Genomic DNA, 24,768 nt, shown 5'->3' with positions numbered 1-24,768 from the left:
GTGCGGCTCAAGTGCATCAAACTGGCGGGGTTCAAATCCTTCGTCGACCCGACCACGGTGAACTTCCCCAGCAACATGGCGGCGGTGGTCGGGCCCAACGGTTGCGGCAAGTCGAACATCATCGACGCCGTACGCTGGGTGATGGGCGAGAGCTCGGCCAAGAACCTGCGCGGCGAGTCGATGACCGACGTCATCTTCAACGGCTCCACCAGTCGCAAGCCGGTGAGCCAGGCGAGCATCGAACTGGTGTTCGACAACTCCGACGGCACCCTGATCGGCGAGTACGCAGCCTATGCGGAAATCTCCATCCGCCGCAAAGTGACCCGCGACAGCCAGAACAGTTATTTCCTTAACGGCACCAAGTGCCGACGTCGCGACATCACCGATATTTTCCTCGGCACCGGCCTCGGCCCGCGCAGCTACTCGATCATCGAGCAGGGCATGATCTCCAAGCTGATCGAGGCCAAGCCCGAAGACCTGCGTAACTTCATCGAAGAAGCCGCCGGCATCTCCAAGTACAAGGAGCGGCGGCGCGAGACCGAAAACCGCATCCGTCGCACCCACGAAAACCTGGCCCGCCTGACCGACCTGCGCGAAGAACTTGAACGCCAACTCGAACGCTTGCACCGCCAGGCCGAGGCCGCCAAGAAGTATCAGGAATACAAAGGCGAAGAGCGTCAGCTCAAAGCCCAGCTTTCGGCCCTGCGCTGGCAGGCGCTGAACGAGCAGGTCGGTCAGCGCGAGGCGATTATCGGCAATCAGGAGGTCAGCTTCGAAGCCCTGGTGGCCGAGCAGCGCAATGCCGACGCCGCCATTGAGCGCTTGCGCGACGGCCACCACGATCTGTCCGAACGCTTCAACCTGGTGCAAGGGCGCTTCTATTCGGTGGGTGGCGACATCGCCCGGGTCGAGCAGAGTATCCAGCACGGTCAGCAACGGCTGCGCCAGTTGCAGGATGACTTGAAAGAAGCCGAGCGGGCGCGCCTGGAAACCGAATCCCACCTGGGCCACGACCGCACGTTGCTGCTGACCCTTGGCGAAGAACTGGACCGGCTCACGCCGGAACAGGAACTCACCAGCGCCGCTGCCGAAGAGGCTGCCGCGGCCCTGGAAGAAGCCGAGCTGACCATGCACGGCTGGCAGGAGCAGTGGGACAGTTTCAACCTGACCTCTGCCGAGCCGCGGCGTCAGGCCGAAGTCCAGCAGTCGCGCATCCAGCAATTGGAAGCCAGCATGGAACGCCTGGCCGAGCGTCAGCGCCGCTTGGCCGAAGAGCGCGCCTTGCTCGCGGCGGACCCCGAAGACGCGGCGATTATTGATCTGAGTGAACAGCTGGCTGCCAGCGAAGCCACCCTTGAAGACTTGCAAGCCAGCGAAGATGCCCAGGTTGAGCGGCTCGAACAACTGCGCCAAGCCTTGCAACTGGCTCTGCAGAATCAGCAGCAGGCCCAAGGCGAATTGCAGCGCCTCAATGGCCGTCTGGCTTCGCTGGAGGCCTTGCAGCAAGCCGCGTTGGACCCGGGCACCGGCACCGCCGAATGGCTGCGCGACCAGCATCTGGCCGAGCGTCCGCGACTGGCCGAAGGCCTGAAGGTCGATGCCGGCTGGGAGCTGGCGGTGGAAACCGTGCTGGGCGCCGATCTGCAAGCGGTGCTGGTGGATGACTTCGCAGGCTTCGATCTGTCGGGCTTCACCCAAGGTGATCTGCGCCTGCTCAGCCCCGCTGGCGATGGCGTGCGGGTGCCGGGCAGCTTGCTGGATAAAGTCGAGGCCCAGGTCGATCTGTCTCCCTGGTTGGGGCAGGTGAAACCGGTGGACAGCCTTGAACAGGCCTTGGCCCTGCGCGGACAACTGGCGGCCGGTGAAAGCCTGATCAGTCGGGATGGCTATTGGGTCGGCCGGCATTTCCTGCGGGTGCGCCGGGCCAGCGAAGCCGAGAGCGGCATGCTCGCCCGGGGCCAGGAAATCCAGCGCCTGAGCGCCGAGCGCGAAGAGCGCGAAGCGAGCGTCGAAGCCCTGGAAACCGAATTACAGAATCTGCGGGCGCAACAGCGTCAACAGGAGAACGGCCGCGAACATTTGCGTCGGCTGTTGCAGGATGAAGCACGCCAGCAGGGCGAACTCAAGGCGCAGTTGTCGGCCGGCAAGGCCAAGGTTGAACAACTGGCCTTGCGCCGCACGCGCCTTGAGGAAGAAATCGCCGAGCTGGGCGAGCAGCGGGCGCTGGAGCATGAGCAGATCGGTGAGGCGCGCCTGCAACTGCAGGAAGCCCTCGATGCTATGGCCGTGGACACCGAGCAGCGCGAGTTGCTGCTGGCTCAGCGCGACAGTCTGCGCGAACGCCTCGACCGGGTGCGTCAGGATGCCCGCCAACATAAGGATCACGCCCACCAGTTGGCGGTCCGCCTGGGCTCGCTCAAGGCTCAGTACGACTCCACGCGCCAGGCGTTGGAACGGCTGGAAATGCAGTCCGAACGCCTGACCGAAAAACGCGAGCAATTGAGTCTGAATCTGGAGGAGGGCGAAGCGCCGCTGGAAGAGTTGCGCCTCAAACTCGAAGAGTTGCTCGACAAGCGCATGAGCGTTGATGAGGAACTCAAGACCGCGCAAATTGCCCTGGAAGACGCCGACCGCGAACTGCGCGACGCCGAAAAGCGCCGCAGCCAGGCCGAACAGCAGTCCCAACTGATCCGTAGCCAGATGGAACAGCAACGCATGGAATGGCAAGCCCTGACCGTGCGCCGCAAAGCCTTGCAGGACCAGTTGCTGGAAGACGGCTACGATCTCGACGGCGTGCTCGCCACGTTGGTGGCCGGGGCCAACGAGAAAGACGCCGAAGAAGAATTGGAACGCATCGCTGCCCGCATCCAGCGTCTGGGCGCCATCAACCTGGCGGCCATCGACGAGTATCAGCAGCAGTCCGAGCGCAAACGTTATCTGGATGCCCAGAACGACGATCTGGTGGAAGCGCTGCAGACCCTGGAAAACGTCATCCGCAAGATCGACAAGGAAACCCGTAATCGCTTCAAGGATACCTTTGATCAGATCAACGGCGGTTTGCAGGCACTTTTCCCGAAAGTTTTCGGTGGTGGCAGCGCTTACTTGGAACTGACGGGCGAAGATTTACTCGATACAGGGGTGACCATCATGGCGCGTCCCCCGGGCAAGAAGAACAGCACCATCCATTTGCTCTCCGGGGGTGAAAAAGCGCTGACGGCATTGGCTCTGGTTTTTGCCATTTTCAAATTGAACCCGGCGCCGTTCTGCATGCTCGACGAGGTGGACGCGCCGCTGGACGACGCCAACGTGGGGCGTTATGCACGGCTGGTAAAAGAGATGTCTGAAACGGTGCAGTTCATCTACATCACCCACAACAAAATCGCCATGGAAATGGCCGACCAGTTGATGGGCGTGACCATGCATGAGCCAGGTTGCTCGCGTCTGGTGGCGGTGGATGTGGAGGAGGCGATGGCGATGGTGGATGCCTGAAACACTGCTTGTAGGGCATTTACTTTGGATGTTGTAGGATTTTTTGAGCCTTGGGCTTGTCGTTCAATTCGCAGAATGGCGCAAGCCTATGCGACAGACGGTGTAAAGTTATCTTTGGTCGTGCTAGTTTAATGTCAATTTTTCGTATGCGTGGGCAAAACGCCATTCAGAACATAGAGTTGGCGCCACGTTTTAAAGCGGTTTGCACATAGCTAAGCCCCTTATTTTTCAGCATTTTTATAGAGGCACGGGATTACATGGAAATCGGTCTGCGCGAGTGGCTGATCGTCATCGGCATTATTGTCATTGCCGGTATTCTTTTCGACGGCTGGCGCCGCATGCGCGGCGGCAAGGGGAAACTCAAGTTTCGCCTTGACCGCAGCCTGTCGAACTTGCCGGATGACGATGGCAATGCCGAGCTGTTGGGCCCGCCCCGGGTGCTGGATACCCATAAGGAGCCACAACTGGATGAGCACGACCTGCCGTCGATGAGCGCGCCGGTGCGCGAGCCACGGGAGTCGGGCTCCAAGCGCGGCAAGCGCAACAGCGAACCGTCCCAGGGCGACCTGAACCTCAATCTCGACCTGGATGGCGGCCCGAGCTTCAGCAGTCGCGACGATGATTTCCCGGACGAGAGCAAGCCCGTGCGTGGCGACAAGGACCAGGCCCAGGCCGAGGAAGTGCTGGTGATCAGCGTGATCTGCCGTGACCCGGCCGGCTTCAAGGGCCCGGCGCTGTTGCAGAACATCCTGGAGAGCGGCCTGCGTTTTGGCGAGATGGACATTTTCCACCGCCATGAAAGCATGGCCGGCAACGGCGAGGTGCTGTTCTCCATGGCCAACGCGGTCAAGCCTGGCGTGTTCGACCTGGACGACATCGACCATTTCAGCACCCCGGCGGTGAGCTTCTTCCTCGGCTTGCCCGGCCCGCGTCATCCCAAGCAGGCGTTTGATGTGATGGTGGCCGCGGCGCGCAAGCTGTCCCAGGAGCTCAACGGCGAACTGAAGGATGACCAGCGCAGCGTGCTGACCGCCCAGACCATCGAACACTACCGCCAGCGCATCGTCGAATTCGAACGCCGGGCACTGACCCAGAAACGCTAAAGTCGGCAGGATTTTTCTGGCTGAAGGGCTTTTGTGGCGAGGGGATTTATCCCCGCTGGGCTGTGCAGCAGCCCTAAATCCTGGCGCCTTGGCCTTATCAGCTAGTTGAGTCGTTAGCTTTGGGACTGCTTCGCAGCCCAGCGGGGATAAATCCCCTCGCCACAGGTTGTATGTTCGGCGGGCTCAGGTCCGACTGCCGATGATTTCAAAAAATTGAGCAGCCTAGGCTGCTCTTTTGCTTTATGAGAGAACATCCATGACTGCCGTCCAAACCCGCATCCAACAGCTGCGTACCGAGCTGGATCAGCACAACTACCGCTACCACGTTCTCGATGAGCCGAGCATTCCGGACGCCGAGTACGACCGCCTGTTCCATGAGCTCAAGGCCCTGGAAGAGCAACACCCGGAACTGGTGACCAGTGATTCCCCGACCCAGCGTGTCGGCAGTGTTGCACTGTCGGCCTTCAGCCAGGTCCGTCACGAAATCCCGATGCTCAGCCTGGGCAATGCCTTCGACGAAACCACCATGCGCGAATTCGACCGCCGCGTGACCGAAGGTCTCGACCTGCCCATGGGCGACTTGCTGGGCGGCGGCGCGGCGGTGGAGTACAGCTGTGAGCCGAAGCTCGATGGCCTGGCGGTCAGCCTGTTGTACCAGGACGGCCTGCTGGTGCGCGGCGCCACACGCGGCGACGGCACCACCGGCGAAGACATCAGCGTCAACGTACGCACGGTGCGCAATATCCCTCTCAAACTGCAGGGCAGTGGCTGGCCGCCGGTGCTGGAAGTGCGCGGCGAGGTGTACATGTCCAAGGCCGGCTTCGAGCGTCTCAACGCCACGCAACTGGAGGCGGGCGGCAAGACCTTCGCCAATCCGCGCAACGCGGCTGCGGGCAGCCTGCGCCAGCTGGATTCGAAGATCACCGCCAATCGTCCCTTGGAATTCTGCTGCTACGGCATCGGTCAGGTGACGGCGGACATTGCCGACACCCACATCGGCAATCTCAAGCAACTCAAGGCCTGGGGCCTGCCCATCAGCCGCGAATTGAAACTGGCCCACGGCATCGACGAGTGCCTGGATTACTACCGCGACATCGGCGAGCGGCGTAACGCGCTGCCTTACGAAATCGACGGCGTTGTGTTCAAGGTCAACAGCATCGCCTCCCAGCGCGAACTGGGTTTCCGCGCCCGGGAACCGCGCTGGGCCATCGCCCATAAATTCCCGGCCAGCGAAGAGCTCACCGAACTGTTGGACGTCGAGTTCCAGGTCGGCCGCACCGGCGCTGTAACACCCGTTGCGCGACTCAAGCCGGTCAAGGTGGCCGGCGTGACCGTGGCCAACGCCACGCTGCACAACATGGACGAGGTGGCGCGCCTGGGCCTGATGATCGGGGACACGGTGATTATCCGCCGCGCCGGTGACGTGATCCCGCAAGTGGTGCAAGTGGTCACCGAGCGTCGCCCGGAAAACGCCCGCCCCGTTGAAATCCCGCAACACTGCCCGGTTTGCGGCTCCCATGTGGAACGTACGCAACTGATCAAGCGCAGCAAGGGGCGCGAAACCATCAGCGAAGGCGCGGTGTACCGTTGCGTCGGTCGTCTGGCCTGTGGCGCGCAGCTCAAGCAGGCAATCATTCATTTCGTGTCGCGCCGGGCCATGGACATCGAAGGCCTGGGCGAGAAGAGCGTCGAACAGTTGGTCGATGAAGGTCTGGTGGGTTCGCCTGCCGATCTGTATGCCCTGACCTTCGAGCAGGTGGTTGACCTGGAAGGCTTCGCCGAACTGTCGAGCAAGAACCTGTTGGCGGCCATCGTCGACAGCAAGAAGCCGAGCCTGGCGCGCTTTATCTACGCCCTCGGCATCCCGGACGTGGGCGAGGAAACCGCCAAGGTCCTGGCTCGCTCCCTCGGTTCACTGGAGCGTGTGCAAGCGGCCTTGCCGCAAGTGCTCACGTACTTGCCGGACGTCGGCCTGGAAGTGGCTCACGAGATCCACAGCTTCTTCGAAGACCCGCACAATCGCCAGGTGATCAAGGACCTGCTGCGCCATGGCCTGGATATCCAGGACCAGGGTGAACTCGGCGCTGAATTCTCCGCCAGCACCACCCTGGGTGGTTTTCTGGACAAACTGAACATTCCCTCGGTCGGGCCGGGCGGGGCGCAGAAACTGGCGGACAAGTTTGGCTCTCTCGAAGCGGTGATGAACGCCGACTGGCTGGACATGCGCCAGGCCCTGCCGGAGAAACAGGCCAACGCCGTGCGCGAGTTCTTCGCCATCGCCGCCAACCGCCAACTGGCCGAAGCCGCCGAGCAGCAACTACAGGCCTTCGGCATGCACTGGCAAAGCGAGAAAAAGGTCGTCGAAGGTTTGCCCGAGGCGGGACACACCTGGGTGCTGACCGGCTCGCTGGAGTTGATGAGCCGCGATGTCGCCAAGGACAAGCTGGAAAGCCTGGGGGCCAAGGTGGCCGGTTCCGTGTCGGCGAAAACCCACTGCGTCGTCGCCGGGCCAGGGGCGGGCTCGAAACTGACCAAGGCCAACGAGCTGGGGCTCAAGGTGCTGGATGAAGAAGCGTTTGTGGCGTTTTTGAGTCAGCACGGCATCACGGTTTAGTCATGTCGCCAGGAAGCTCGGATTCATTGTGGCGAGCGGATTTATCCCCGCTGGGCCGCGCAGCGGCCCTAATATCTGCCATCTCGGTCTGTCTGGTTGATTGAGTCGACAGGATTGGGGCCGCTGCGCGGCCCAGCGGGGATAAATCCCCTCGCCACAGGGTTATGTGGAGAGTCGGCTAGCGTGGATCGACGTTATCCAGCGCCCGATTCGCCAGCAACCCTCCCAGCTCGATCAACTGCTGAATACCCAACGCAACATGCCGCCGCGAACCCTCCAGTTCAAAAGCCAGATCACTGATCATGGCATCGGCCGAAGCCAGGGTTTCGCTGAGGTTGGCGAGCAGGCATTCGGTGTCGATGCCGTTGATCACGGTGAAGAGCTGGCCGGGTGTGGGGTCGGCCTCCGGTTGTTCCGGTTTTGGCTTCAGGTAGAAGTCGAGGGCGCGTTCGGCGGCTTCGTCGAGTTTTTTAGCGGCGGCGGTTTTGTGCGGGGATGTTGGATCGGTGTCCGGTGGGTTGGGTGTTGCTTTGAACATGGTGACGCTCCTATGAGATGGAGCCACCAAGGCCTGTCGCTAAACAGAAATGGTGGCGGCTGCACGCAGGTTAGCGAACCGGTCATAGGCACCCGGCAGACTCGAAGGTCTCCCACATACAGCCGCCATAACGTCATTGCAGTTAGACCTGCAGCGAAGCATGGACCGCTTATGCACCTAGAATGATCCGGGTCGCTAAACCCGATCGCTGATTCGTCAGCGACCCGGAAACGATAAAGCCCGGCCCATAGGTGCACAAGCCGGCGGATTCTGGCGCAGTTGTAGGTAATGGCGCAAGGCGGGGTAGCCCGGCCCGGCAGCGTCCTACACAATGCTCACAATCTTCGGATGATTCGCACGCTCCCGGGAACGATCACGCACAGGGGGGAATCTAGTCTTGCAGGCCCCCGGAGATCACCATGTACCGCTTCTTCGAGCAACTGAGTTCACGCATCGCCGCGCCCTTTACCGGCGATCGCTCGCGTAACAGCAAGATCTGGCCGTGTCGTTGCGGCCAGTCGCTGTTTTTTCGCAACAGCCAGTGCCTGGCCTGCCAGGCGGTGCTGGGCTATCAGCCCGAGCAAAGCCGCTTGTCGTCCCTGCAACCCGGCGAACAGCCCGGCACCTGGACCCTGGATGCCGACCCGCACGCCGGATTGTTCCGCCGTTGCGCCAACCTCGACACCCCGGCGGCCTGCAATTGGCTGTTGCCGGCCAATGGGCGCGACACCTTGTGTATCGCCTGCAGCTTGAACCGCACCATTCCAGACCTGTCGATCCCGGAAAACCCCGAACGCTGGTGCAAGGTCGAAACCGCCAAGCGCCGGCTGGTGGCGCAATTGATCACTCTCGGTTTGCCAGTCATCCCAAAAACCGTCAGTGAAAGTCAGGGCCTGGCCTTCGATTTCATCGGCGTTGATCTCGACGGCACGGCTCCGACCACCGGCCATGCCAGCGGGTTGGTCACGCTCGACATCAAAGAGGCCGACGATGCCCACCGCGAGCACGTGCGCCAGCAGATGCACGAGCCGTATCGCACCTTGCTCGGGCACTTTCGTCATGAGGTAGGGCACTACTACTGGGACCGGTTGATCGCCAACAGCCACTGGCTCGAGGCGTTTCGCGAGCAGTTTGGCGACGAGCGGGCCAGCTATTCCGATGCCCTGGAACGTCACTATCAGCAGGGCGCGCCGCTGGACTGGCAAACTCACTACGTCAGCGCCTACGCCACCATGCATCCCTGGGAAGACTGGGCGGAAACCTGGGCGCATTACCTGCACATGATGGACGCGGTGGACACGGCCCTGGGTTTTGGCATGAGCGCCGGGGACATGGATTTCGACTACCAACCGTTCCCGCCCGAGACCTTGTTCGACCCTCAACACAGCGGCGGCGTGGCCTTCCTGTCGTTCGTCAACGCCTGGATCGAACTGGCCGGCATGCTCAACGAACTGTCGCGCAGCATGGGCCAGCCGGATTTTTATCCGTTCGTCGTACCGGCCGCGGTGATCACCAAGCTGCATTTCATCCATCTGGTAATCCAGGAGGAGGGCGGCCGCGCTGACGAGGTGTTGCTGTAGCAGCCCGGCTTGCGGGAGCAGGCTTTGTTCCCACAGGCAAGTGCTTGAACATCTTCAGTTTTTTAATCCGGCGCGAACGGTTGTAACTTCTCGTCAGATAGGTACAATGGCGCGGCTCGCCGTCAGGTGGGCGTCGTTATGGTGACCCCATCGGTCCCCCCGCAACGATTACCCGTGAACCTGGTCAGATCCGGAAGGAAGCAGCCACAGCGGGAACATTGTGTGCCGGGGTGTGGCTGGTGGGGTTGCCTCCATAACGCCCAGGCCTTCGTTCGCAAGGTTTGCGAATATTCCATATTTCTTTTATTTACCGAACGATATTTATCGCCGCTTTCTGCTGCCTGGATTCTGGTGTGGCAGAACAACCAAACACCGAAAGAGAAGCCCGGCCTGTCGCTCATCGACAGGCCGGGCTTTTCTTTTGCATTATCGCTTCAAGGCTTCGCCAGTGCCTGATCTACCGCCGCAATCAGCTTCCCCAAATCCTTTGCGGTGGCTTTGTGTATGACGCCAAACAGGTATGCCCGCTGTTCGTCCTCGTCGTCCATGTCGGCAAAAAACACTTTGAGCTGTACATCCAGTTTGTCGGCAAGCAAGACCAAGGCTTCGACGCTCGGGGTGTAGGTGCCGGTTTCGAAACGGCTGATGGTTTTAGGGTCAAAACCGGTTTTTTCGCCAAGTTCAGCCTGAGTAAGCCCCGCTACTTTGCGATAGCGTCTGATGGCCGGACCCAAACTTGAAATTTGCATCGCTTAATTCCCATTTAGAATCAAGAACTTAACGATAGATTTTTGCATTAGGCAACCGCATGATTCATCACCTTGCTTTGCAAAATGTGATGCGTTTCGTAGAATCGGCCTTTGGCACGGGCATTTGGTGACCTGCTTCAGAAGCCTGGATGTGCGAAAAGGGTGGGCCTTGCGTTTTCTTGTTGTACACAAGGCGACGCTTGGCGCCTTCAGGTAGCACCGCCACGGCCCGCGCTCCAGCGTATCTCAAGGTGTTTGAGCCTAGTTGATTTTTCGCCTGTCTTGGGGCGGTGCAACCGCGCGCGACAAATGAGCCTGACTCATGGATGACTGCTTCGATGGATAAGAAGTACCGCAGAGCCGTTGACGCCGCCGCGATTTTTTCTGAAACCGATCTGAGCGGGCGCATTACCTACGTCAACGACCAATTCTGTAAGCTTTTTGGCTACCCGCGCGAAGAGCTGTTGGGGGCTAACCATCGCCTGATCAACTCCGGCCAGCACCCTGGCGAGTTCTTCAGCGCCATGTGGCGCACCATCGCCCTGGGGCAGGTCTGGAAGGGTGAGATCTGCAACCGGGCCAAGGACGGTACGCTGCATTGGGTCGATACCACGCTGGTGCCGGTGATCGACGATGCGACCGGTCAGATCGAGCGCTACCTGGCGATTCGTTTTGATATCAGCGAGAAGCGTCAGTTGTTGCATTCGCTGCAATGGCGGGTCGGTCACGATGTGTTGACCGGATTGCCCAACCGCACCTACCTGTCCGATCTGCTGGATCAGGCTCTGGAGTTTTCCAGGGCGCAGAACTTGCCTCTGGCGGTGTGTATGCTCGACCTGGATGGCTTCAAGGCCGTGAACGACGGTCATGGCCATGCCTGTGGTGATCAGTTGCTGGTGGAAGTCGCCAGGCGCCTGCGCAGCATCGTGCGCGGTGAGGATGTGGTGGCGCGGCTGGCTGGCGATGAGTTTGTGCTGGTGCTGCGCCATGTACGCGGGCTTGATGAATTGCATGCCGCGTTGAACCGGGTGCTGATTGCCGTCTCCATGCCGTATGCCATTGATGGCAAGGCCATCAAGGTTTTCGCCAGCATTGGCGTCACCCTGTTTCCCGATGACAACGAAGACGCCGACACCTTGTTGCGCCACGCCGACCAGGCGATGTACGTGGCCAAGCAGAGCGGTCGCAATCGCTTTCATTTGTTCGACGTGTCCCGGGACCATGAAGTGCGGGTCACTTACCAGACCGTCGAGCGGGTGCGGCAGGCCATGGCCGGCAACGAGTTGCGGCTGCATTTCCAGCCCAAGGTCAATATGCGCCATGGCGCGGTGGTGGGCCTGGAAGCGTTGCTGCGCTGGAAACATCCACAACGGGGCCTGGTGCCGCCCCGGGAGTTCCTGCCGCTTGTGGAGGAGACCGACCTGATCGTCGAGATCGGTGAGTGGGTCATGGAGCAGGTGCTGATTCAGTTGCAGCAATGGCAGCACGCGGGGCAGGTCTGGCCGGTGAGCATCAATATCTCGGCGCGGCATTTCCAGCGGGCGGATTTCGTCGAGCGGTTGCGGCAGGTGCTGCAACGGCACCCGGCGGTGTCGCCGCGCATGCTGGATCTGCAGATCGTTGAATCCGTCGCGGTGGAAAACCTTGCCCACGTCAGCACCTGTCTCCAGGCGTGCCAGGCCTTGGGTGTGGGGTTTTCCCTGGGCGGTTTTGGCACGGGATACTGTTCGCTCAATGACCTCAAACACCTGCGCACACAGACCATCAAGATCGACAAGACCTTTGTCCGCGACATACTCAATGACCGGGATGATCTGGCGCTGACCGAAGCGATCATCGGCTTGGCCAGGGCATTTGGTCGCCAGGTGGTGGCGGAGGGACTGGACAGCCTGGAGCATGGTCAATTGCTGTTACGCCTGGGTTGCGAAGTGGCTCAAGGCTATTTCATCGCCCGGCCCATGCCGCCTGAACAAGTACCAGGCTGGGTGAGGGGATTTGCTTCGCCGCCGCAATGGCAGCATCGGCCGGACCTTCAGGGCGAATCGGATCCGCTGCCCGGCGACTCTCTATGGCCGGTGTAGCGCTGGATGATCGCGTCGATTTCCCCCGACGTTTTCATTTTCAATAAGGTGCGCAGAATGCGTTGTGCCGGGATTTTCGGATCGTCGCGCACATAGCAGCCCAACACGCGCTCCTGGAGTACAGCCACGGCGCGCAATGGCCGGTCAGGGGTATGTCGCTGATTGAACCACTCCAGCGCCCATTGATTGCTGACCGCATAGCGATAGCGGCCGGCCAGCAGTTTGGCCAGGACTTGTTCCTGGCTGCGTGCATCGTCACGTCGCAGATCCCCGCCGTCGAAGAGCGGTTGCAAGGTCGGGTAGGCATAACTGAGCACGGTCCCGACAGGCTGGTGGGGCAGGGTCGCGGGCGTCACCTCCGTGGGGGCGCTGGCCGTGCCCACCAGCACGTCGCGCTGGAAAAATAGCGGGATGCTCCACAGGTAATCGCCCCCCGTATCCTTTACCCAATCGGGGATGACATAACACCGTACGTCGACTTCGCCATGTTTCATGGCATTGTCCAGCCGGGCGCGGGCCAGGACATGAAACTGCGCCGGCATCCCCACCTGGGTCGCCAGTCGGGTCATGACCTCGGGGATGATGCCCTGGATCGGGCGGCCTTCTTCAGTCTGCACCATGGGCATGGCCCAACTGTCGGTGATGGCGAAACGCAACGGGGTTTCGGCAGCAAAACACCCTGAACCCATTAACAGCAAAGCCCCCATGGCCGAACGCATAAACTCTCCTGATGGTGCTAAATCCTGCCGACAATCGGGCCCCTGACCCAAGCTTAGACAGATTAGACGAGCACACCGGATGCAATTTCGCCCCTGCTCCGCTAGCATTAGCCGCTTCTGCTTTCCAGTGGCGATGGTTTTCGATGAGTTATCAGGTTCTTGCACGTAAATGGCGTCCGCGCTCGTTCCGCGAAATGGTCGGCCAGACCCATGTGCTCAAGGCCCTGATCAATGCCTTGGACAGCCAGCGGCTGCATCACGCCTACCTGTTCACCGGCACGCGCGGCGTCGGCAAGACGACCATCGCGCGGATCATCGCCAAGTGCCTGAACTGTGAAACCGGCATTACCTCGACGCCGTGTGGCGAGTGCTCGGTATGCCGGGAAATCGACGAAGGCCGTTTCGTCGACCTGATCGAGATCGACGCCGCCAGCCGCACCAAGGTCGAAGACACCCGCGAGCTGCTCGACAACGTGCAGTACGCGCCAAGCCGTGGGCGCTTCAAGGTCTACCTGATCGACGAAGTGCACATGCTTTCCAGCCATTCCTTCAATGCACTGCTCAAGACCCTCGAAGAGCCGCCGCCTTACGTCAAGTTCATCCTGGCGACCACCGACCCGCAGAAGCTTCCTGCAACCATTTTGTCCCGCTGCCTGCAGTTCTCCCTGAAGAACATGACCCCGGAGCGGGTCGTTGAGCATCTGACCCACGTGTTGGGTGTCGAGAACGTGCCGTTCGAAGACGATGCGCTGTGGCTGCTGGGTCGCGCCGCCGATGGTTCGATGCGTGACGCCATGAGCCTGACCGACCAGGCCATTGCCTTTGGTGAAGGCAAGGTCATGGCCGCCGATGTGCGGGCCATGCTGGGCACCCTCGACCACGGCCAGGTCTACGACGTGTTGCATGCGCTGATCGAAGGTGACGCCAAGGCGCTGCTCGAAGCGGTGCGTCACCTGGCCGAGCAGGGGCCGGACTGGAATGGCGTGCTCTCGGAAATTCTCAACGTATTACACCGTGTCGCCATCGCCCAGGCCTTGCCTGATGGGGTTGATAACGGTCATGGCGACCGTGATCGGGTGCTGGCACTGGCTCAGGCACTGCCGGCCGAGGACGTGCAGTTCTATTACCAGATGGGGCTGATCGGCCGTCGTGACCTGCCCCTGGCGCCGGATCCGCGTGGTGGGTTTGAAATGGTGCTGCTGCGAATGCTCGCGTTCCGGCCGGCCGACACGGAAAACGCCCCGAGGCAACCGCTAAAGCCAGTGGGGATCAGCCAGGCCACAGCTGATTCCGCCAAGCCAGTGGCTGCCGCGCCCGTCGTTGCGCCGGCAGTGGCTTCTGCCCCGGCAGCGGTGGCGCAACCGGCCCCGGTGCCTGTCGTCGCGGCGCCTGAGCCTGAGCCGGTCGTCGAGGCCTTGCCGCAGCCGGTCGCCGAAGAAGTGGTCGACCTGCCCTGGAACGATCCGGTCGAGGCCCAGGTCGTCCAGCAGCCCGCCGTGGAGCCGGTGCTGGAAACCGTCGCTGAGCAACCCGAGCTGCCGCCGATGCCCGTGCCCACGCCCGATAGCGTGGTGCCCGACGCACCCGAGTGGGCTGCCGCTCCGGTGCCCGAGCCTACGGTGGCGGACGTTGATGTCGCCACGCCGGGCATGGACCTGGATGATGAGCCGCCGCTGGACGAGGATTACATTGAGCCGGACATGGATTCGGCCTACAGCTATCTGGACGAACTGGCCAGCGAGCACACCGCCGAGCCGGCTCCGGAGCCCGAGCCTGAACCGGCGGCGATGCCGGCTACCGGACTGGCCCTGCAATGGCTGGAGCTGTTCCCGAAACTGCCGATTACCGGCATGACCGGCAGCATTGCCGCCAACTGCACGCTGATCTCCGTGGAGGGCGACCACTGGCTGCTGCACCTGGACCCGGCCCATAGCGCGCTGTTCAACGCCACTCAGCAGCGCCGCCTCAACGATGCGCTGAACCAGTATCACCAGCGCACCCTGACGCTGAGCATCGAGCTGATCAAGCCTGAGCAGGAGACGCCGGCCCAGGCTGCGTCCCGCCGCCGTGCCGACCGTCAGCGCGAGGCCGAGGAGTCGATCCACAGTGATCCGTTCATCCAGCAAATGATGCAACAGTTCGGCGCCGTGGTCCGTCACGATACTATCGAACCTGTCGAGGCCCCGGTGACCCAGGGCTCATAACTGAAAGCGCCGGGCCGTACGGGCCGGGCGCGGTGTTTATCCAAGTACTTTTGAGGTGATTCCCATGATGAAAGGTGGCATGGCCGGCCTGATGAAGCAGGCGCAGCAGATGCAGGAAAAAATGGCCAAGATGCAGGAAGAACTGGCCAACGCCGAAGTCACCGGCAAGTCCGGCGGCGACATGGTGACCGTGGTCATGACCGGTCGCCACGACATCAAGCGTGTCAGCATCGACCCGAGCGTGGTCGAAGGCCTGAGCGAAGACGACAAGGAAATGCTCGAAGCCCTGTTCGCCGCCGCCGTCAATGACGCGGTGCGCAAGATCGAAGCCAACAGCCAGGACAAAATGTCCGGCATGACCGCTGGCATGCAACTGCCGCCGGGCATGAAGCTGCCGTTCTGACTCGCCATCCCGGTCGGGATGGGCTACACACAATGCCAGGCATCGCGCCTGGCATTTTTGTTTGTGCTCGGGAAATGTGGCGTCTGTACGATTGCTTTCGCGAGCAAGCCCGCTCCCACACTGTCCCGGGAGGACATCAATATCTATGTCCACCACAGTTCCCTGTGGGAGCGGGCTTGCTCGCGAAAGCAGGCGCCGCGGTCCAACGGCAAAAACATCGAACACACCCCCTTCAAAAGAGTCTGCTTCCTATAAGTGCCACTCAACGATCAAGGAGACGCTTCCATGTCACAAGCATCGACCACCCACCAGCGCATCGTCCTCGCCTCCCGCCCCACAGGCGCGCCCACCCCGGACAACTTCCGTCTGGAGCAGGTGACGCTGCCGGAGCTGGCGGACGGGCAGATCCTGCTCAAGACGCTGTTCCTCTCATTGGACCCTTACATGCGTGGTCGCATGAGTGATGCACCTTCCTACGCTGCGCCGGTGGAAATCGGTGAGGTGATGACCGGCGGTGCTGTCAGCCGGGTTGAGCGTTCGATGCATCCGAAGTTTCAGGAGGGTGATCTGGTGGTGGGCGCTACGGGGTGGCAGAGCCACACTGTCAGCGATGGTCGCAATGTCATTCCGATCCCGTCCGGGCTGCCGAGCCCGTCGATGGCGCTGGGTGTGCTGGGTATGCCGGGCATGACCGCGTACATGGGCTTGATGGAGATTGGCCAGCCGAAGGCCGGGGAAACCCTGGTGGTCGCAGCAGCCTCGGGCGCAGTCGGCTCGGTGGTCGGCCAAGTGGCGAAGATCAAGGGCCTGCGGGTGGTCGGCGTGGCCGGCGGCCCCGAGAAATGCAAATACGTGGTCAACGAGTTGGGGTTCGACGCTTGCGTCGATCACAAGCGCGATGACTTTGCCGAGCAACTGGCCCAAGCTTGCGACAAGGGCATCGACATCTACTACGAAAACGTCGGTGGCAAGGTGTTCGACGCAGTGGTGCCGCTGCTCAACGCGAAGGCGCGCATTCCCCTCTGTGGCCTGATCGCTTCCTACAATGAGCATCAAGCCCCGAGCGGCCCGGATCGCTTGCCGCAATTGCAGCGCACATTGCTGACCAAGCGCGTGCGGATCCAGGGGTTTATCGTGTTTGACGACTTCAGTGGCCGTCAGCCGGAATTCATCAGCGCCATGGCGCCTTGGGTGCGTGACGGCAAGGTCAAGTTCCGCGAAGACGTGGTCGATGGTCTTGAGAATGCGCCACAGGCCTTTATCGGTCTGCTGGAGGGGCGCAACTTCGGCAAGCTGGTGGTGCGGGTGGCGCAGGATTGAGTATTTGACGCTAATCGGAGGCGCGGGTATAAACCGCGTCTCGTTGTTATGTCGGACATTTCCTCCATGAGCTTCAGCCCTTTGATTCGCCAACTGATCGACGCCCTGCGAACTTTGCCGGGTGTGGGTCAGAAAACTGCCCAGCGCATGGCGTTGCAATTGCTTGAACGTGATCGCAGCGGCGGTTCGCGTCTGGCTCTGGCCTTGAGTCAGGCCATGGAAGGGGTAGGGCATTGCCGCTTATGCCGCACCCTCACTGAAGACGATCTCTGTCCGCAATGCGCCGACCCGCGTCGGGATGACAGCCTGCTATGCGTCGTGGAAGGCCCCATGGATGTGTACGCCGTGGAGCAGACCGGTTTTCGCGGCCGTTATTTCGTGCTCAAGGGGCATTTGTCTCCGCTCGACGGCCTGGGGCCGGAAGCCATCGGCATTCCGCAACTGATGGCGCGGATCGAAGAAGCCGGTACTTTCACGGAAGTCATCCTCGCCACCAACCCGACGGTCGAAGGCGAAGCCACCGCCCACTACATCGCCCAATTGCTCAACAACAAGGGTCTGATTGCTTCACGCATCGCTCATGGCGTGCCGCTGGGTGGCGAGCTGGAACTGGTGGACGGCGGGACGCTGGCGCATTCGTTTGCCGGGCGCAAACCGATCGCTTTATAACCGCCACACAAAAGCCCATGTGGGAGCGGGCTTGCTCGCGAAGGCGGTGTGTCAGTCAACATAAGTGTCAGTTGATCCACCGCTTTCGCGAGCAAGCCCGCTCCCACAGGTTTAAGCGCGGTGTGCCGGTTACCTTTCGCTCAGCGAAAACTGCGTCAGGCAGAACGTTGGTATCCCCATGTCTTCCAAACGCTGAGAGCCAAGCAACTCTGGCAGGTCGATGATCGCCGCGGCTTCGTGGACCTTGGCGCCCATGCGGCGGATCAGGTTGGCGGCGGCGATCAGTGTGCCGCCGGTGGCGATCAGGTCATCGAACATCACCACCGAATCACCCTCGCACAGGCTGTCGGCATGCACTTCAAGGAAGGCTTCGCCGTATTCGGTCTGGTAACCCTCGGCCAGCACATCCGCCGGCAGTTTGCCTTGCTTGCGAAATAGCACCAGGGGCTTGTTCAGTTGATAGGCCAGGATCGAGCCGATCAGGAAGCCTCGCGCATCCATCGCGCCGATGTGGGTGAACTCGGCCTCGACATAACGATGGGCGAAACTGTCCATCACCAGCCGCAGCGCGGTGGGGGACTGGAACAGTGGGGTAATGTCGCGAAAGATCACGCCCGGCTTGGGGAAGTCGATCACGGGGCGGATCAGGGATTTGATGTCGAAGGAGTCGAAGACCATCGTCTAGGTGTCCTGGCAGGCTGCAAACGCCGAAGTATAGCGCGGCAGGACGAACCCTGGGCCGCGCATGCTCATCAGCCTTCGATCGAGCCACCCGCCAGGGCGCAGAGCTGGATCGGGTCGAGAATATGGATCTCCTTGCCCTCGGCGGCGATCAATTCGTTCTGCTGGAAACGGGTGAATACCCGGGACACGGTTTCCACCGCCAGGCCCAGGTAGTTGCCGATTTCGTTGCGCGACATGCTCAGGCGGAACTGGTTGGCCGAAAACCCGCGGGCGCGGAAGCGTGCCGAGAGGTTGACCAGGAACGTGGCGATGCGTTCGTCGGCGGTTTTCTTCGAGAGCAGCAGCATCATTTGCTGATCGTCGCGGATCTCCCGACTCATGACCCGCATCAACTGACGACGCAGTTGCGGCAGTTGCAAGGCCAGCTCGTCCAGGCGATCGAAGGGGATCTCGCACACCGAGGTGGTTTCCAGCGCCTGGGCCGAGACCGGATGAGACTCGGTGTCCATGCCCGATAGACCTACCAGTTCGCTGGGCAGGTGGAAACCGGTGAGCTGTTCTTCGCCGCCATCACTCAGATTGAAGGTTTTCAAGGCGCCCGAGCGCACCGCATAGACGGAATCGAAGGTGTCACCCTGGCGAAACAGGAATTCACCTTTTTTTAACGGTCGGCCCCGTTTAACGATGTCGTCCAGCGCGTCCATATCCTCCAGATTCAACGAAAGTGGCAGGCAGAGGGGGGCCAGGCTGCAATCCTTGCAATGGGCCTGGTTGTGGGCGCGCAATTTGACTGGCTCGGACATTTCTTAAATCCTTGTGGGAAACACACATAAGCCGTAAGGGTAACTCAGCGCAGGTACTCCGGCCAGCGGGCTTTCATCGTCAAATTGTCGCGCTCAGATGACTCGGGAGAAGCGCTGTCGATTGTGTCCCTCCAGATAGGTATCAAAGACCATGCACACCGAGCGTACCAGCAGACGCCCGGCGGGCAGTATCTTGATGTGGGTGCTGGTTAACTCAATGAGGCCGTCCTCGGCCATCCCCTGCAATTGTGGCCACAACGGTGCGAAATAACCGCGAAAATCGATGTTGAAAGTTTGCTCGATGTCGGTGAATAGCAGATTGAAATGGCAGATCAGCTGCTGGATCACCGCGCGCCGCAGCCGGTCGTCGGCATTGCACAGCAGCCCGCGACTGGTTGCCAGTTGCCCGTCGGCCAGGGTGTTCTGGTAATGGTTCAGGTCGCTGCTGTTCTGGCAGTACAAATCGCCGATCTGGCTGATGGCCGACACGCCGAGACCGATCAGGTCGCAGTGACCGTGGGTGGTGTAGCCCTGGAAGTTGCGTTGCAGGGTGGCGTCTTCCTGGGCGATCGCCAGTTCGTCGTCGGGCAGGGCGAAGTGGTCCATGCCGATATAGCGATAACCCGCGGCGGTCAGTTGCTCGATGGTGCCTTGCAGCATCGCCAGCTTCTGCGCCGGATTGGGCAGGTCCTGGCTGTTGATGCGGCGCTGGGGCATGAAACGTTCCGGCAGGTGGGCGTAGTTGAACACCGAAAGCCGGTCCGGCTGCAGGTTGATGACTTCCTGGACGGTGTGGGCGAAGTTTTCCGGGGTCTGTTTGGGCAATCCGTAAATCAGGTCGATGTTGATCGAACGAAACTGCAAGGTCCGGGCAGCTTCGATCACCGCGCGGGTTTCTTCCAGGCTTTGCAGGCGATTGACGGCGCGCTGCACGGCCGGGTCAAGGTCTTGCAGGCCGATGCTGACGCGGTTGAAGCCCAGTTCCCGCAGCAGGCCCATGGTGGACCAGTCGGCCTCCCGGGGATCGATTTCGATGCCGTAGTCGCCGGAGTCGTCCTCCAGCAGGTTGAAGTGTTGGCGCAACCTGGCCATCAACTGGCGCAATTCGTCATGGTTGAGGAACGTCGGGGTGCCACCGCCCAGGTGCAACTGTTCCACGCGCTGCGCCGGGTCGAGGTGGCAGCCGATCAGCTGGATTTCCTGTTCCAGGCGCTGCAGGTAGGCGTGGGCACGGCCACGGTCCTTGGTGATAACTTTGTTGCAGGCGCAGTAGTAGCAGATGTTCGCGCAGAACGGCACATGCACATACAGCGACAATGGCCTCAGGGCCTTGCGACTGTCGCGCAGGGCATGGAGCAGGTCGAAGGTCCCCACCTGGCTACCGAATTGCGCTGCGGTCGGGTACGAGGTGTAGCGGGGTCCCGCCAGGTCGTAACGGCGGATCAGGTTTGAGTCCCAACGAATGGCGTCGAGCATGCGGGCGTTCCCCGGATAGACTGGCATGAGCACGAGTCTAGGGAAGTGGGCGCGGGGGGGTGTTGATTTGCGTCAACGGGCATGGGGGCTGGGTGTGGGTGATGGCCTCATCGCGAGCAGGCTCGCTCCCACACTGGATCGGGGCGTTCCTGGCTTCCGGCCACAACGCATGGCCTGTGGGAGCCGAGCTTGCTCCCACATTTTGATCGTGGGGTGTTCATAATGTGGTGTTCGCCACAAATCCCCTGTGGGAGCGAGCCTGCTCGCGATTGAGGCCGGCCGGTTCAGTGCCCCATGAGCCAATGCTGATGCGGTCCTGGCAGGGTCCAGAGACCAAAGACAATCACCAGCAAGCCACCGGCCATGCGTACGCTGCGTTTGCGCAACAGAGCGGTGATGCGTTCGGCGGCCATCCCGGTGGCGAGCAACACCGGCCAGGTGCCGAGGCCGAAGGCGAGCATCAGCAACGCGCTGTCCAGCGCATCGCCCTGGCTGGCTGACCACAGCAGGGTGCTGTAGACCAACCCGCACGGCAGCCAGCCCCAGAGCGCGCCGAGCAGCAAGGCCCGCGGCAGGCTCGACACCGGTAGCAAACGGTTGGCGACGGGCTGGATATGCCGCCACAGGCCGCGACCGACGCCTTCGATGCGGGTCAGGCCGCTCCACCAGCCCGCCAGGTACAAGCCCATGGCGATCAACAGCAGCCCGGCCAACACGCGCATGACCATCGCCGCTGGGCTATTGGCCACGGCCCAGCCAGCCAGGCCGATCAGCAACCCGGCGGTGGCGTAGCTCAGAATCCGCCCCAGGTTGTAGGCCAGTAGCAACCGAAAGCGCCGACTGCGCTGTTCCTTAGGGATTGCCAGGGTCAGAGCGCCCATCAGGCCGCCGCACATGCCCAGGCAATGACCGCCGCCCAATAACCCCAGGATGAGCGCCGAGACCAACAGTGGCGCCAGATCAAGCATGGGGCGGGGCCTTGTCGTCCGGCTTGCGGGGCTCGCCGCTGGCTTCGTCCACCGCCGCTTTGTGGTTGGGGTCCTGATCGTCAAACAGAATGCTGTGGGCCGGACCGTCGAGGTCGTCGTACTGCCCGCTGTCCACCGCCCAGAAAAAGATGTAGACGGCGATGGCCACGATCAGCAGTGCGGCCGGGATCATCACGTAAAGAGCTGGCATGTCGGAACTCCATGCCCGCGCGGCTCAGGCCGGCAGCGGGCGGGTATCGGGCGTGGCGTCGAAAACCGGCGTCTTGGGCTGACGCGTCAGCCTCAGCGCATTCAACACCACGGTCAGCGAACTGATGGACATGCCGATCGCGGCCCACACCGGCGTAATCCAGCCGAGAGCGGCGAACGGCAACATGAGGCCATTGTACAGTGCTGCCCACACCAGGTTCTCGATGATCACCCGCCGGGTGCGCCGAGCCAGGCTGAAGGCGTGGATCAGGGCATCGAGACGGTTGGACAGCAACACCGCATCGGCGCTGGTCTTGGCAAGATCGGTGGCCGAGCCCATGGCGACACTGATGTCCGCCGCCGCCAGCACCGGCACGTCGTTCACCCCGTCGCCGAGCATCAGCACCTTGCCGCCCTGCTGGTGCAACTGTTGCAACACGGCCAGTTTATCGTCCGGGCGCAAACCGCCGCGAGCTTCATCGATGCCCAGTTCGGCGGCGACACTGGCAACCATGGGCGAACTGTCGCCCGACAGCAACAGTGTGCGCCAGCCCCGCGCTTTGCAGGCGGCCAGCAATGCCGGGGCGTCGGCGCGCAAGCGGTCGTCGAGGACGAACCAGGCCAACGGACCGATGTCATCACCCAGCAGCAACCATTGTCCGGGCTCATCCGGCATCACCGGCACCGCCGCGCCACTGAGTTCGCAGACAAAACCGGGTTGGCCGATGCGCAGGCGCTGGTCATCCACCAGGCCTTCCAGGCCCAGCCCCGGGGTGCTTTGCACGTGCTCGGCGGCCAGTGGCGCGCGGCCAAAGGCACGGGCGATGGGGTGTTCGGAGCGATTTTCCAGGGCCGCGGCCAGGCCCAGGCATCGATCACTGTCCAGGGCCGTCAGCGTCCGAATGGCGCGCAACGCCAGACGACCTTCGGTGAGAGTGCCGGTCTTGTCGAAAATGACCGTGTCGATCTGGTTCAGGCCTTCCAGCACATGGCCGCGAGTCAGCAGCAGGCCAAGCTTGTGCAGCGTGCCGGTGGCGGCGGTAAGGGCGGTTGGCGTGGCCAGGGACAGCGCGCAAGGGCAGGTGGCGACCAGCATCGCCAGCACGATCCAGAAGGCGCGAGAGGCATCCAGTTGCCACCACAGCAGACCGATGGCCGCCGCAGCGACCAGGGAGAACAGCAGGAACCATTGGGCGGCGCGGTCGGCGATTTCCGCCAGCCGCGGCTTCTCGGCCTGGGCCCGTTCCAGCAACCGCACGATGGCCGACAGCCGGGTGTCTTGCCCCAGTGCCAGCACCTGGACCGTCAATGCGCCCTCCACGTTAAGCGTGCCAGCGGTCACCGTGTCGCCCACTTGACGAGGTTGTGGCAGGTATTCGCCAGTCAGCAGCGATTCGTCGACGCTGGACTGGCCGTCAAGGATTCTGCCGTCGGCCGGCAGGACCGCTCCGGGATGCACCAGTACCCGGTCACCGGTGCGCAATTCACTGAGCAGGATCCGTTCGCTCTGGCCGTTATCCTCCAGGCGCAGGCACGAGGCCGGCAGCAGATTGACCAGTTGTGCGGTGGCGGCAGCGGTGCGCTCCCGGGCGCGGCGCTCCAGGTAGCGACCGGCCAGAAGGAACAGCGCGAACATGCCCACGGCATCGAAATACAGCTCACCCACACCGGAGATGGACGTCCAGATCCCGGCGACATAGGCGCCGCCAATGGCCAGGGACACCGAAACGTCCATGGTCAGGTGCCGCGTGCGCAGGTCGCGCATCGCGCCCTTGAAGAACGGTGCGCAACTGTAGAACACGATAGGTGTGGTGAGGAACAGCGCGACCCAGCGCAGGATGGTGTGCATCTCCGGGCTCAGGTCGATGTTGAATTCCGGCCAGGTGGCCATGGTCGCCATCATCGCCTGGAACCAGAGCAAACCGGCTACGCCCAATTGGCGCAGGGCCAGGCGATTTTGCGCGGCCAGTTGTTCGCTGGCCTGGTCGGCCTGGTATGGGTGGGCGACGTAGCCGATCTGGCGCAGTTCGGCCAGTAGGGTGCTCAGTGGTAATTGAGCGTCTGCCCAGCGCACATGCAGGCGGTGATTGGACAGGTTCAGCCGCGCCTCGGCCACGGCCGGCAGGCTGCGCAGTTGTTTTTCGATCAACCAGCCGCAGGCGGCGCAACTGATGCCTTCGATCAGCAGCGTGGTTTCGGCCAACTCGCCTTCATGGCGCACGAACGACTGCTGCACGTCCGGGCGGTCGTACAGCACCAGCTCATCGGTCAACTGGACCGGGAGGGTTTCGGGGTTGGCCGATGCTTCGCTGCGGTGTTGGTAATAACTCTCCAGCCCACCGGCCACAATCGCCTCGGCCACTGCCTGACAACCCGGGCAGCAGAGTTCGCGAGTTTCACCCAGGACAACGGCGGTGAAGCGGCTGCCGGGAGGAACGGGCAGGGCGCAGTGATAGCAAGGCAGTGGGGTGGTCATGAGGTATTCACATATCGAAACTTTCTGGCATCTGAAGGCCTCTTCGCGAGCAGGCTCGCTCCCACATTCAGGTTTGTCTCACTACGACATTCCAATGTGGGAGCGAGCCTGCTCGCGATTGCGCGCAGCGCAGCAGCTTATTTCTTCAGGTCTTCAGCGCCTTGCAGCGGTTCATCGCCGAGCAGGACGGCCTGGTCATGGTTGATCTGCTCTTCTTCGAACAGCCGCCAGGTCTTGTCGTTCTCGACCCCCAGCAATTCGACAAAGCGCCGGCCTTCGATCTTGTCCGTCAACTGACCGACATACCGTCCCGGTTCGCTGTCGTTGCGCGTCAGGACGACCTTGCGGTCCTTTTCCGGCTGGGTCGGCGAGATCAGGTTCAGTTCCAGGGTCTGGGGCCGGCTGTCGCCGCTCAGGCGCAGGTTCACTTCGCCGGTGACGTCATCCAGTTGCACGTTGGCATGCAGTTGCAGGGTCTGGCCCAGCAGTTCGCGCTCCAGGGAGCGGTTGATGCCTTTGCCGGCTTCGTAATAGTTGTCGTTGACCAGATTGTCCGGGTTGTTCACGGCGATGGTCACCATGGTCAGGCTCAGTGTCACCGAGCAGGCCAAAATTCCAATGATGATCCACGGCCAGAGGTGCTTGTACCAGGGACTTGTAGCGGTTGCTGCAGGCATGTTCA

General features: G+C 61.8%; 19 protein-coding genes and 1 other RNA gene. 10 read left to right on the top strand and 10 right to left on the bottom strand.

The features are described from left to right. From smc to ligA, 3 genes are all read left to right on the top strand, one after another. Window positions 1-3,489, top strand: a complete 3,489-nt coding sequence (gene smc, locus PSH57_RS19650; protein WP_305384971.1) for a chromosome segregation protein SMC — start codon at window positions 1-3, stop codon at window positions 3,487-3,489. A 257-nt stretch (window positions 3,490-3,746) separates the two neighbouring features. Further along, window positions 3,747-4,592 (top strand): cell division protein ZipA, encoded by an 846-nt coding sequence (gene zipA, locus PSH57_RS19645; RefSeq protein WP_256230339.1) that lies wholly within the window; start codon window positions 3,747-3,749, stop codon window positions 4,590-4,592. A gap of 256 nt (window positions 4,593-4,848) precedes the next feature. Then, on the top strand, window positions 4,849-7,206 hold the full coding sequence (gene ligA / locus PSH57_RS19640; protein ID WP_305384970.1) for an NAD-dependent DNA ligase LigA: 2,358 nt from the start codon (window positions 4,849-4,851) through the stop codon (window positions 7,204-7,206). Between the two features lie 178 nt (window positions 7,207-7,384). On the opposite strand, the gene PSH57_RS19635 is transcribed toward ligA, so the two are convergent. Next, window positions 7,385-7,744: a DUF6124 family protein gene (locus PSH57_RS19635; RefSeq protein ID WP_305384969.1), complete on the bottom strand. Its 360-nt coding sequence runs from the start codon at window positions 7,742-7,744 to the stop codon at window positions 7,385-7,387. A 419-nt stretch (window positions 7,745-8,163) separates the two neighbouring features. Here PSH57_RS19635 and PSH57_RS19630 point away from each other — a divergent pair, with 419 nt between their 5' ends. Both PSH57_RS19630 and ffs read left to right on the top strand, forming a co-directional pair. Beyond that, window positions 8,164-9,324 (top strand): zinc-binding metallopeptidase family protein, encoded by a 1,161-nt coding sequence (locus PSH57_RS19630; protein ID WP_305416020.1) that lies wholly within the window; start codon window positions 8,164-8,166, stop codon window positions 9,322-9,324. A 148-nt stretch (window positions 9,325-9,472) separates the two neighbouring features. Further along, an RNA gene (gene ffs, locus PSH57_RS19625) (signal recognition particle sRNA small type) lies at window positions 9,473-9,569 on the top strand. A 189-nt stretch (window positions 9,570-9,758) separates the two neighbouring features. Here the strand turns inward: ffs and PSH57_RS19620 are convergent. Then, on the bottom strand, window positions 9,759-10,073 hold the full coding sequence (locus PSH57_RS19620) for a helix-turn-helix domain-containing protein (protein WP_305384968.1): 315 nt from the start codon (window positions 10,071-10,073) through the stop codon (window positions 9,759-9,761). A gap of 338 nt (window positions 10,074-10,411) precedes the next feature. Between PSH57_RS19620 and PSH57_RS19615 the strand changes: the two genes are divergently transcribed. Beyond that, window positions 10,412-12,154 carry a putative bifunctional diguanylate cyclase/phosphodiesterase gene (locus PSH57_RS19615; protein WP_305384966.1) on the top strand — a complete coding sequence of 581 codons (1,743 nt, stop codon included), beginning with the start codon at window positions 10,412-10,414 and terminating at the stop codon, window positions 12,152-12,154. Here PSH57_RS19615 and PSH57_RS19610 read toward each other — a convergent pair. Then, entirely contained in the window at window positions 12,106-12,873 is a 768-nt protein-coding gene (locus PSH57_RS19610; RefSeq protein WP_305384964.1) for a substrate-binding periplasmic protein, read from the bottom strand. The genes PSH57_RS19615 and PSH57_RS19610 overlap by 49 nt on opposite strands. Window positions 12,874-13,016: 143 nt before the next feature. On the opposite strand from PSH57_RS19610, the gene dnaX reads away from it, so the two are divergent. From dnaX to recR, 4 genes are all read left to right on the top strand, one after another. Further along, complete coding sequence (gene dnaX / locus PSH57_RS19605; RefSeq protein WP_305384963.1) at window positions 13,017-15,077, top strand: DNA polymerase III subunit gamma/tau; 2,061 nt, start codon at window positions 13,017-13,019, stop codon at window positions 15,075-15,077. A 64-nt stretch (window positions 15,078-15,141) separates the two neighbouring features. Beyond that, window positions 15,142-15,480, top strand: coding sequence for a YbaB/EbfC family nucleoid-associated protein (locus tag PSH57_RS19600; RefSeq protein WP_003183512.1), 339 nt, complete (start codon window positions 15,142-15,144; stop codon window positions 15,478-15,480). A gap of 285 nt (window positions 15,481-15,765) precedes the next feature. Further along, window positions 15,766-16,800: an NADP-dependent oxidoreductase gene (locus PSH57_RS19595; protein ID WP_305384961.1), complete on the top strand. Its 1,035-nt coding sequence runs from the start codon at window positions 15,766-15,768 to the stop codon at window positions 16,798-16,800. A gap of 66 nt (window positions 16,801-16,866) precedes the next feature. Next, window positions 16,867-17,469: a recombination mediator RecR gene (recR, locus tag PSH57_RS19590; RefSeq protein WP_047227281.1), complete on the top strand. Its 603-nt coding sequence runs from the start codon at window positions 16,867-16,869 to the stop codon at window positions 17,467-17,469. 129 nt (window positions 17,470-17,598) lie between these two features. On the opposite strand, the gene PSH57_RS19585 is transcribed toward recR, so the two are convergent. From PSH57_RS19585 to PSH57_RS19555, 7 genes are all read right to left on the bottom strand, one after another. Continuing rightward, complete coding sequence (locus tag PSH57_RS19585; RefSeq protein ID WP_041020481.1) at window positions 17,599-18,147, bottom strand: adenine phosphoribosyltransferase; 549 nt, start codon at window positions 18,145-18,147, stop codon at window positions 17,599-17,601. A 74-nt stretch (window positions 18,148-18,221) separates the two neighbouring features. Then, on the bottom strand, window positions 18,222-18,956 hold the full coding sequence (gene fnr, locus PSH57_RS19580) for a fumarate/nitrate reduction transcriptional regulator Fnr (RefSeq protein ID WP_092401685.1): 735 nt from the start codon (window positions 18,954-18,956) through the stop codon (window positions 18,222-18,224). A 93-nt stretch (window positions 18,957-19,049) separates the two neighbouring features. Further along, on the bottom strand, window positions 19,050-20,432 hold the full coding sequence (gene hemN, locus PSH57_RS19575; RefSeq protein WP_305384957.1) for an oxygen-independent coproporphyrinogen III oxidase: 1,383 nt from the start codon (window positions 20,430-20,432) through the stop codon (window positions 19,050-19,052). A gap of 284 nt (window positions 20,433-20,716) precedes the next feature. Next, on the bottom strand, window positions 20,717-21,400 hold the full coding sequence (locus PSH57_RS19570) for a sulfite exporter TauE/SafE family protein (protein ID WP_305384956.1): 684 nt from the start codon (window positions 21,398-21,400) through the stop codon (window positions 20,717-20,719). Beyond that, window positions 21,393-21,611 (bottom strand): cbb3-type cytochrome oxidase assembly protein CcoS, encoded by a 219-nt coding sequence (ccoS, locus tag PSH57_RS19565; protein ID WP_047227179.1) that lies wholly within the window; start codon window positions 21,609-21,611, stop codon window positions 21,393-21,395. Before ccoS ends, PSH57_RS19570 begins: the two co-directional genes overlap by 8 nt. A 24-nt stretch (window positions 21,612-21,635) precedes the next feature. Then, window positions 21,636-24,086: a heavy metal translocating P-type ATPase gene (locus PSH57_RS19560; protein WP_305384954.1), complete on the bottom strand. Its 2,451-nt coding sequence runs from the start codon at window positions 24,084-24,086 to the stop codon at window positions 21,636-21,638. 137 nt (window positions 24,087-24,223) lie between these two features. Further along, complete coding sequence (locus PSH57_RS19555; protein WP_305384953.1) at window positions 24,224-24,763, bottom strand: FixH family protein; 540 nt, start codon at window positions 24,761-24,763, stop codon at window positions 24,224-24,226. Window positions 24,764-24,768: the final 5 nt, after the last annotated feature.

The organism is Pseudomonas hefeiensis, assembly GCF_030687835.1.
Classification (GTDB): Bacteria; Pseudomonadota; Gammaproteobacteria; order Pseudomonadales; family Pseudomonadaceae; genus Aquipseudomonas; species Aquipseudomonas hefeiensis.
This window is presented reverse-complemented; position numbering and strand designations above follow the sequence as displayed.

Bases quoted from the DNA above. Each gene is read 5' to 3' on its own strand.
- zipA (WP_256230339.1), top strand. From the start codon at position 3,747: ATGGAAATCGGTCTGCGCGAGTGGCTGATCGTCATCGGCATTATTGTC.
- ligA (WP_305384970.1), top strand. From the start codon at position 4,849: ATGACTGCCGTCCAAACCCGCATCCAACAGCTGCGTACCGAGCTGGAT.
- PSH57_RS19635 (WP_305384969.1), bottom strand. From the start codon at position 7,744: ATGTTCAAAGCAACACCCAACCCACCGGACACCGATCCAACATCCCCG.
- PSH57_RS19630 (WP_305416020.1), top strand. From the start codon at position 8,164: ATGTACCGCTTCTTCGAGCAACTGAGTTCACGCATCGCCGCGCCCTTT.
- PSH57_RS19620 (WP_305384968.1), bottom strand. From the start codon at position 10,073: ATGCAAATTTCAAGTTTGGGTCCGGCCATCAGACGCTATCGCAAAGTA.
- PSH57_RS19615 (WP_305384966.1), top strand. From the start codon at position 10,412: ATGGATAAGAAGTACCGCAGAGCCGTTGACGCCGCCGCGATTTTTTCT.
- PSH57_RS19610 (WP_305384964.1), bottom strand. From the start codon at position 12,873: ATGCGTTCGGCCATGGGGGCTTTGCTGTTAATGGGTTCAGGGTGTTTT.
- dnaX (WP_305384963.1), top strand. From the start codon at position 13,017: ATGAGTTATCAGGTTCTTGCACGTAAATGGCGTCCGCGCTCGTTCCGC.
- PSH57_RS19600 (WP_003183512.1), top strand. From the start codon at position 15,142: ATGATGAAAGGTGGCATGGCCGGCCTGATGAAGCAGGCGCAGCAGATG.
- PSH57_RS19595 (WP_305384961.1), top strand. From the start codon at position 15,766: ATGTCACAAGCATCGACCACCCACCAGCGCATCGTCCTCGCCTCCCGC.
- recR (WP_047227281.1), top strand. From the start codon at position 16,867: ATGAGCTTCAGCCCTTTGATTCGCCAACTGATCGACGCCCTGCGAACT.
- PSH57_RS19585 (WP_041020481.1), bottom strand. From the start codon at position 18,147: ATGGTCTTCGACTCCTTCGACATCAAATCCCTGATCCGCCCCGTGATC.
- fnr (WP_092401685.1), bottom strand. From the start codon at position 18,956: ATGTCCGAGCCAGTCAAATTGCGCGCCCACAACCAGGCCCATTGCAAG.
- hemN (WP_305384957.1), bottom strand. From the start codon at position 20,432: ATGCTCGACGCCATTCGTTGGGACTCAAACCTGATCCGCCGTTACGAC.
- PSH57_RS19570 (WP_305384956.1), bottom strand. From the start codon at position 21,400: ATGCTTGATCTGGCGCCACTGTTGGTCTCGGCGCTCATCCTGGGGTTA.
- ccoS (WP_047227179.1), bottom strand. From the start codon at position 21,611: ATGCCAGCTCTTTACGTGATGATCCCGGCCGCACTGCTGATCGTGGCC.
- PSH57_RS19560 (WP_305384954.1), bottom strand. From the start codon at position 24,086: ATGACCACCCCACTGCCTTGCTATCACTGCGCCCTGCCCGTTCCTCCC.
- PSH57_RS19555 (WP_305384953.1), bottom strand. From the start codon at position 24,763: ATGCCTGCAGCAACCGCTACAAGTCCCTGGTACAAGCACCTCTGGCCG.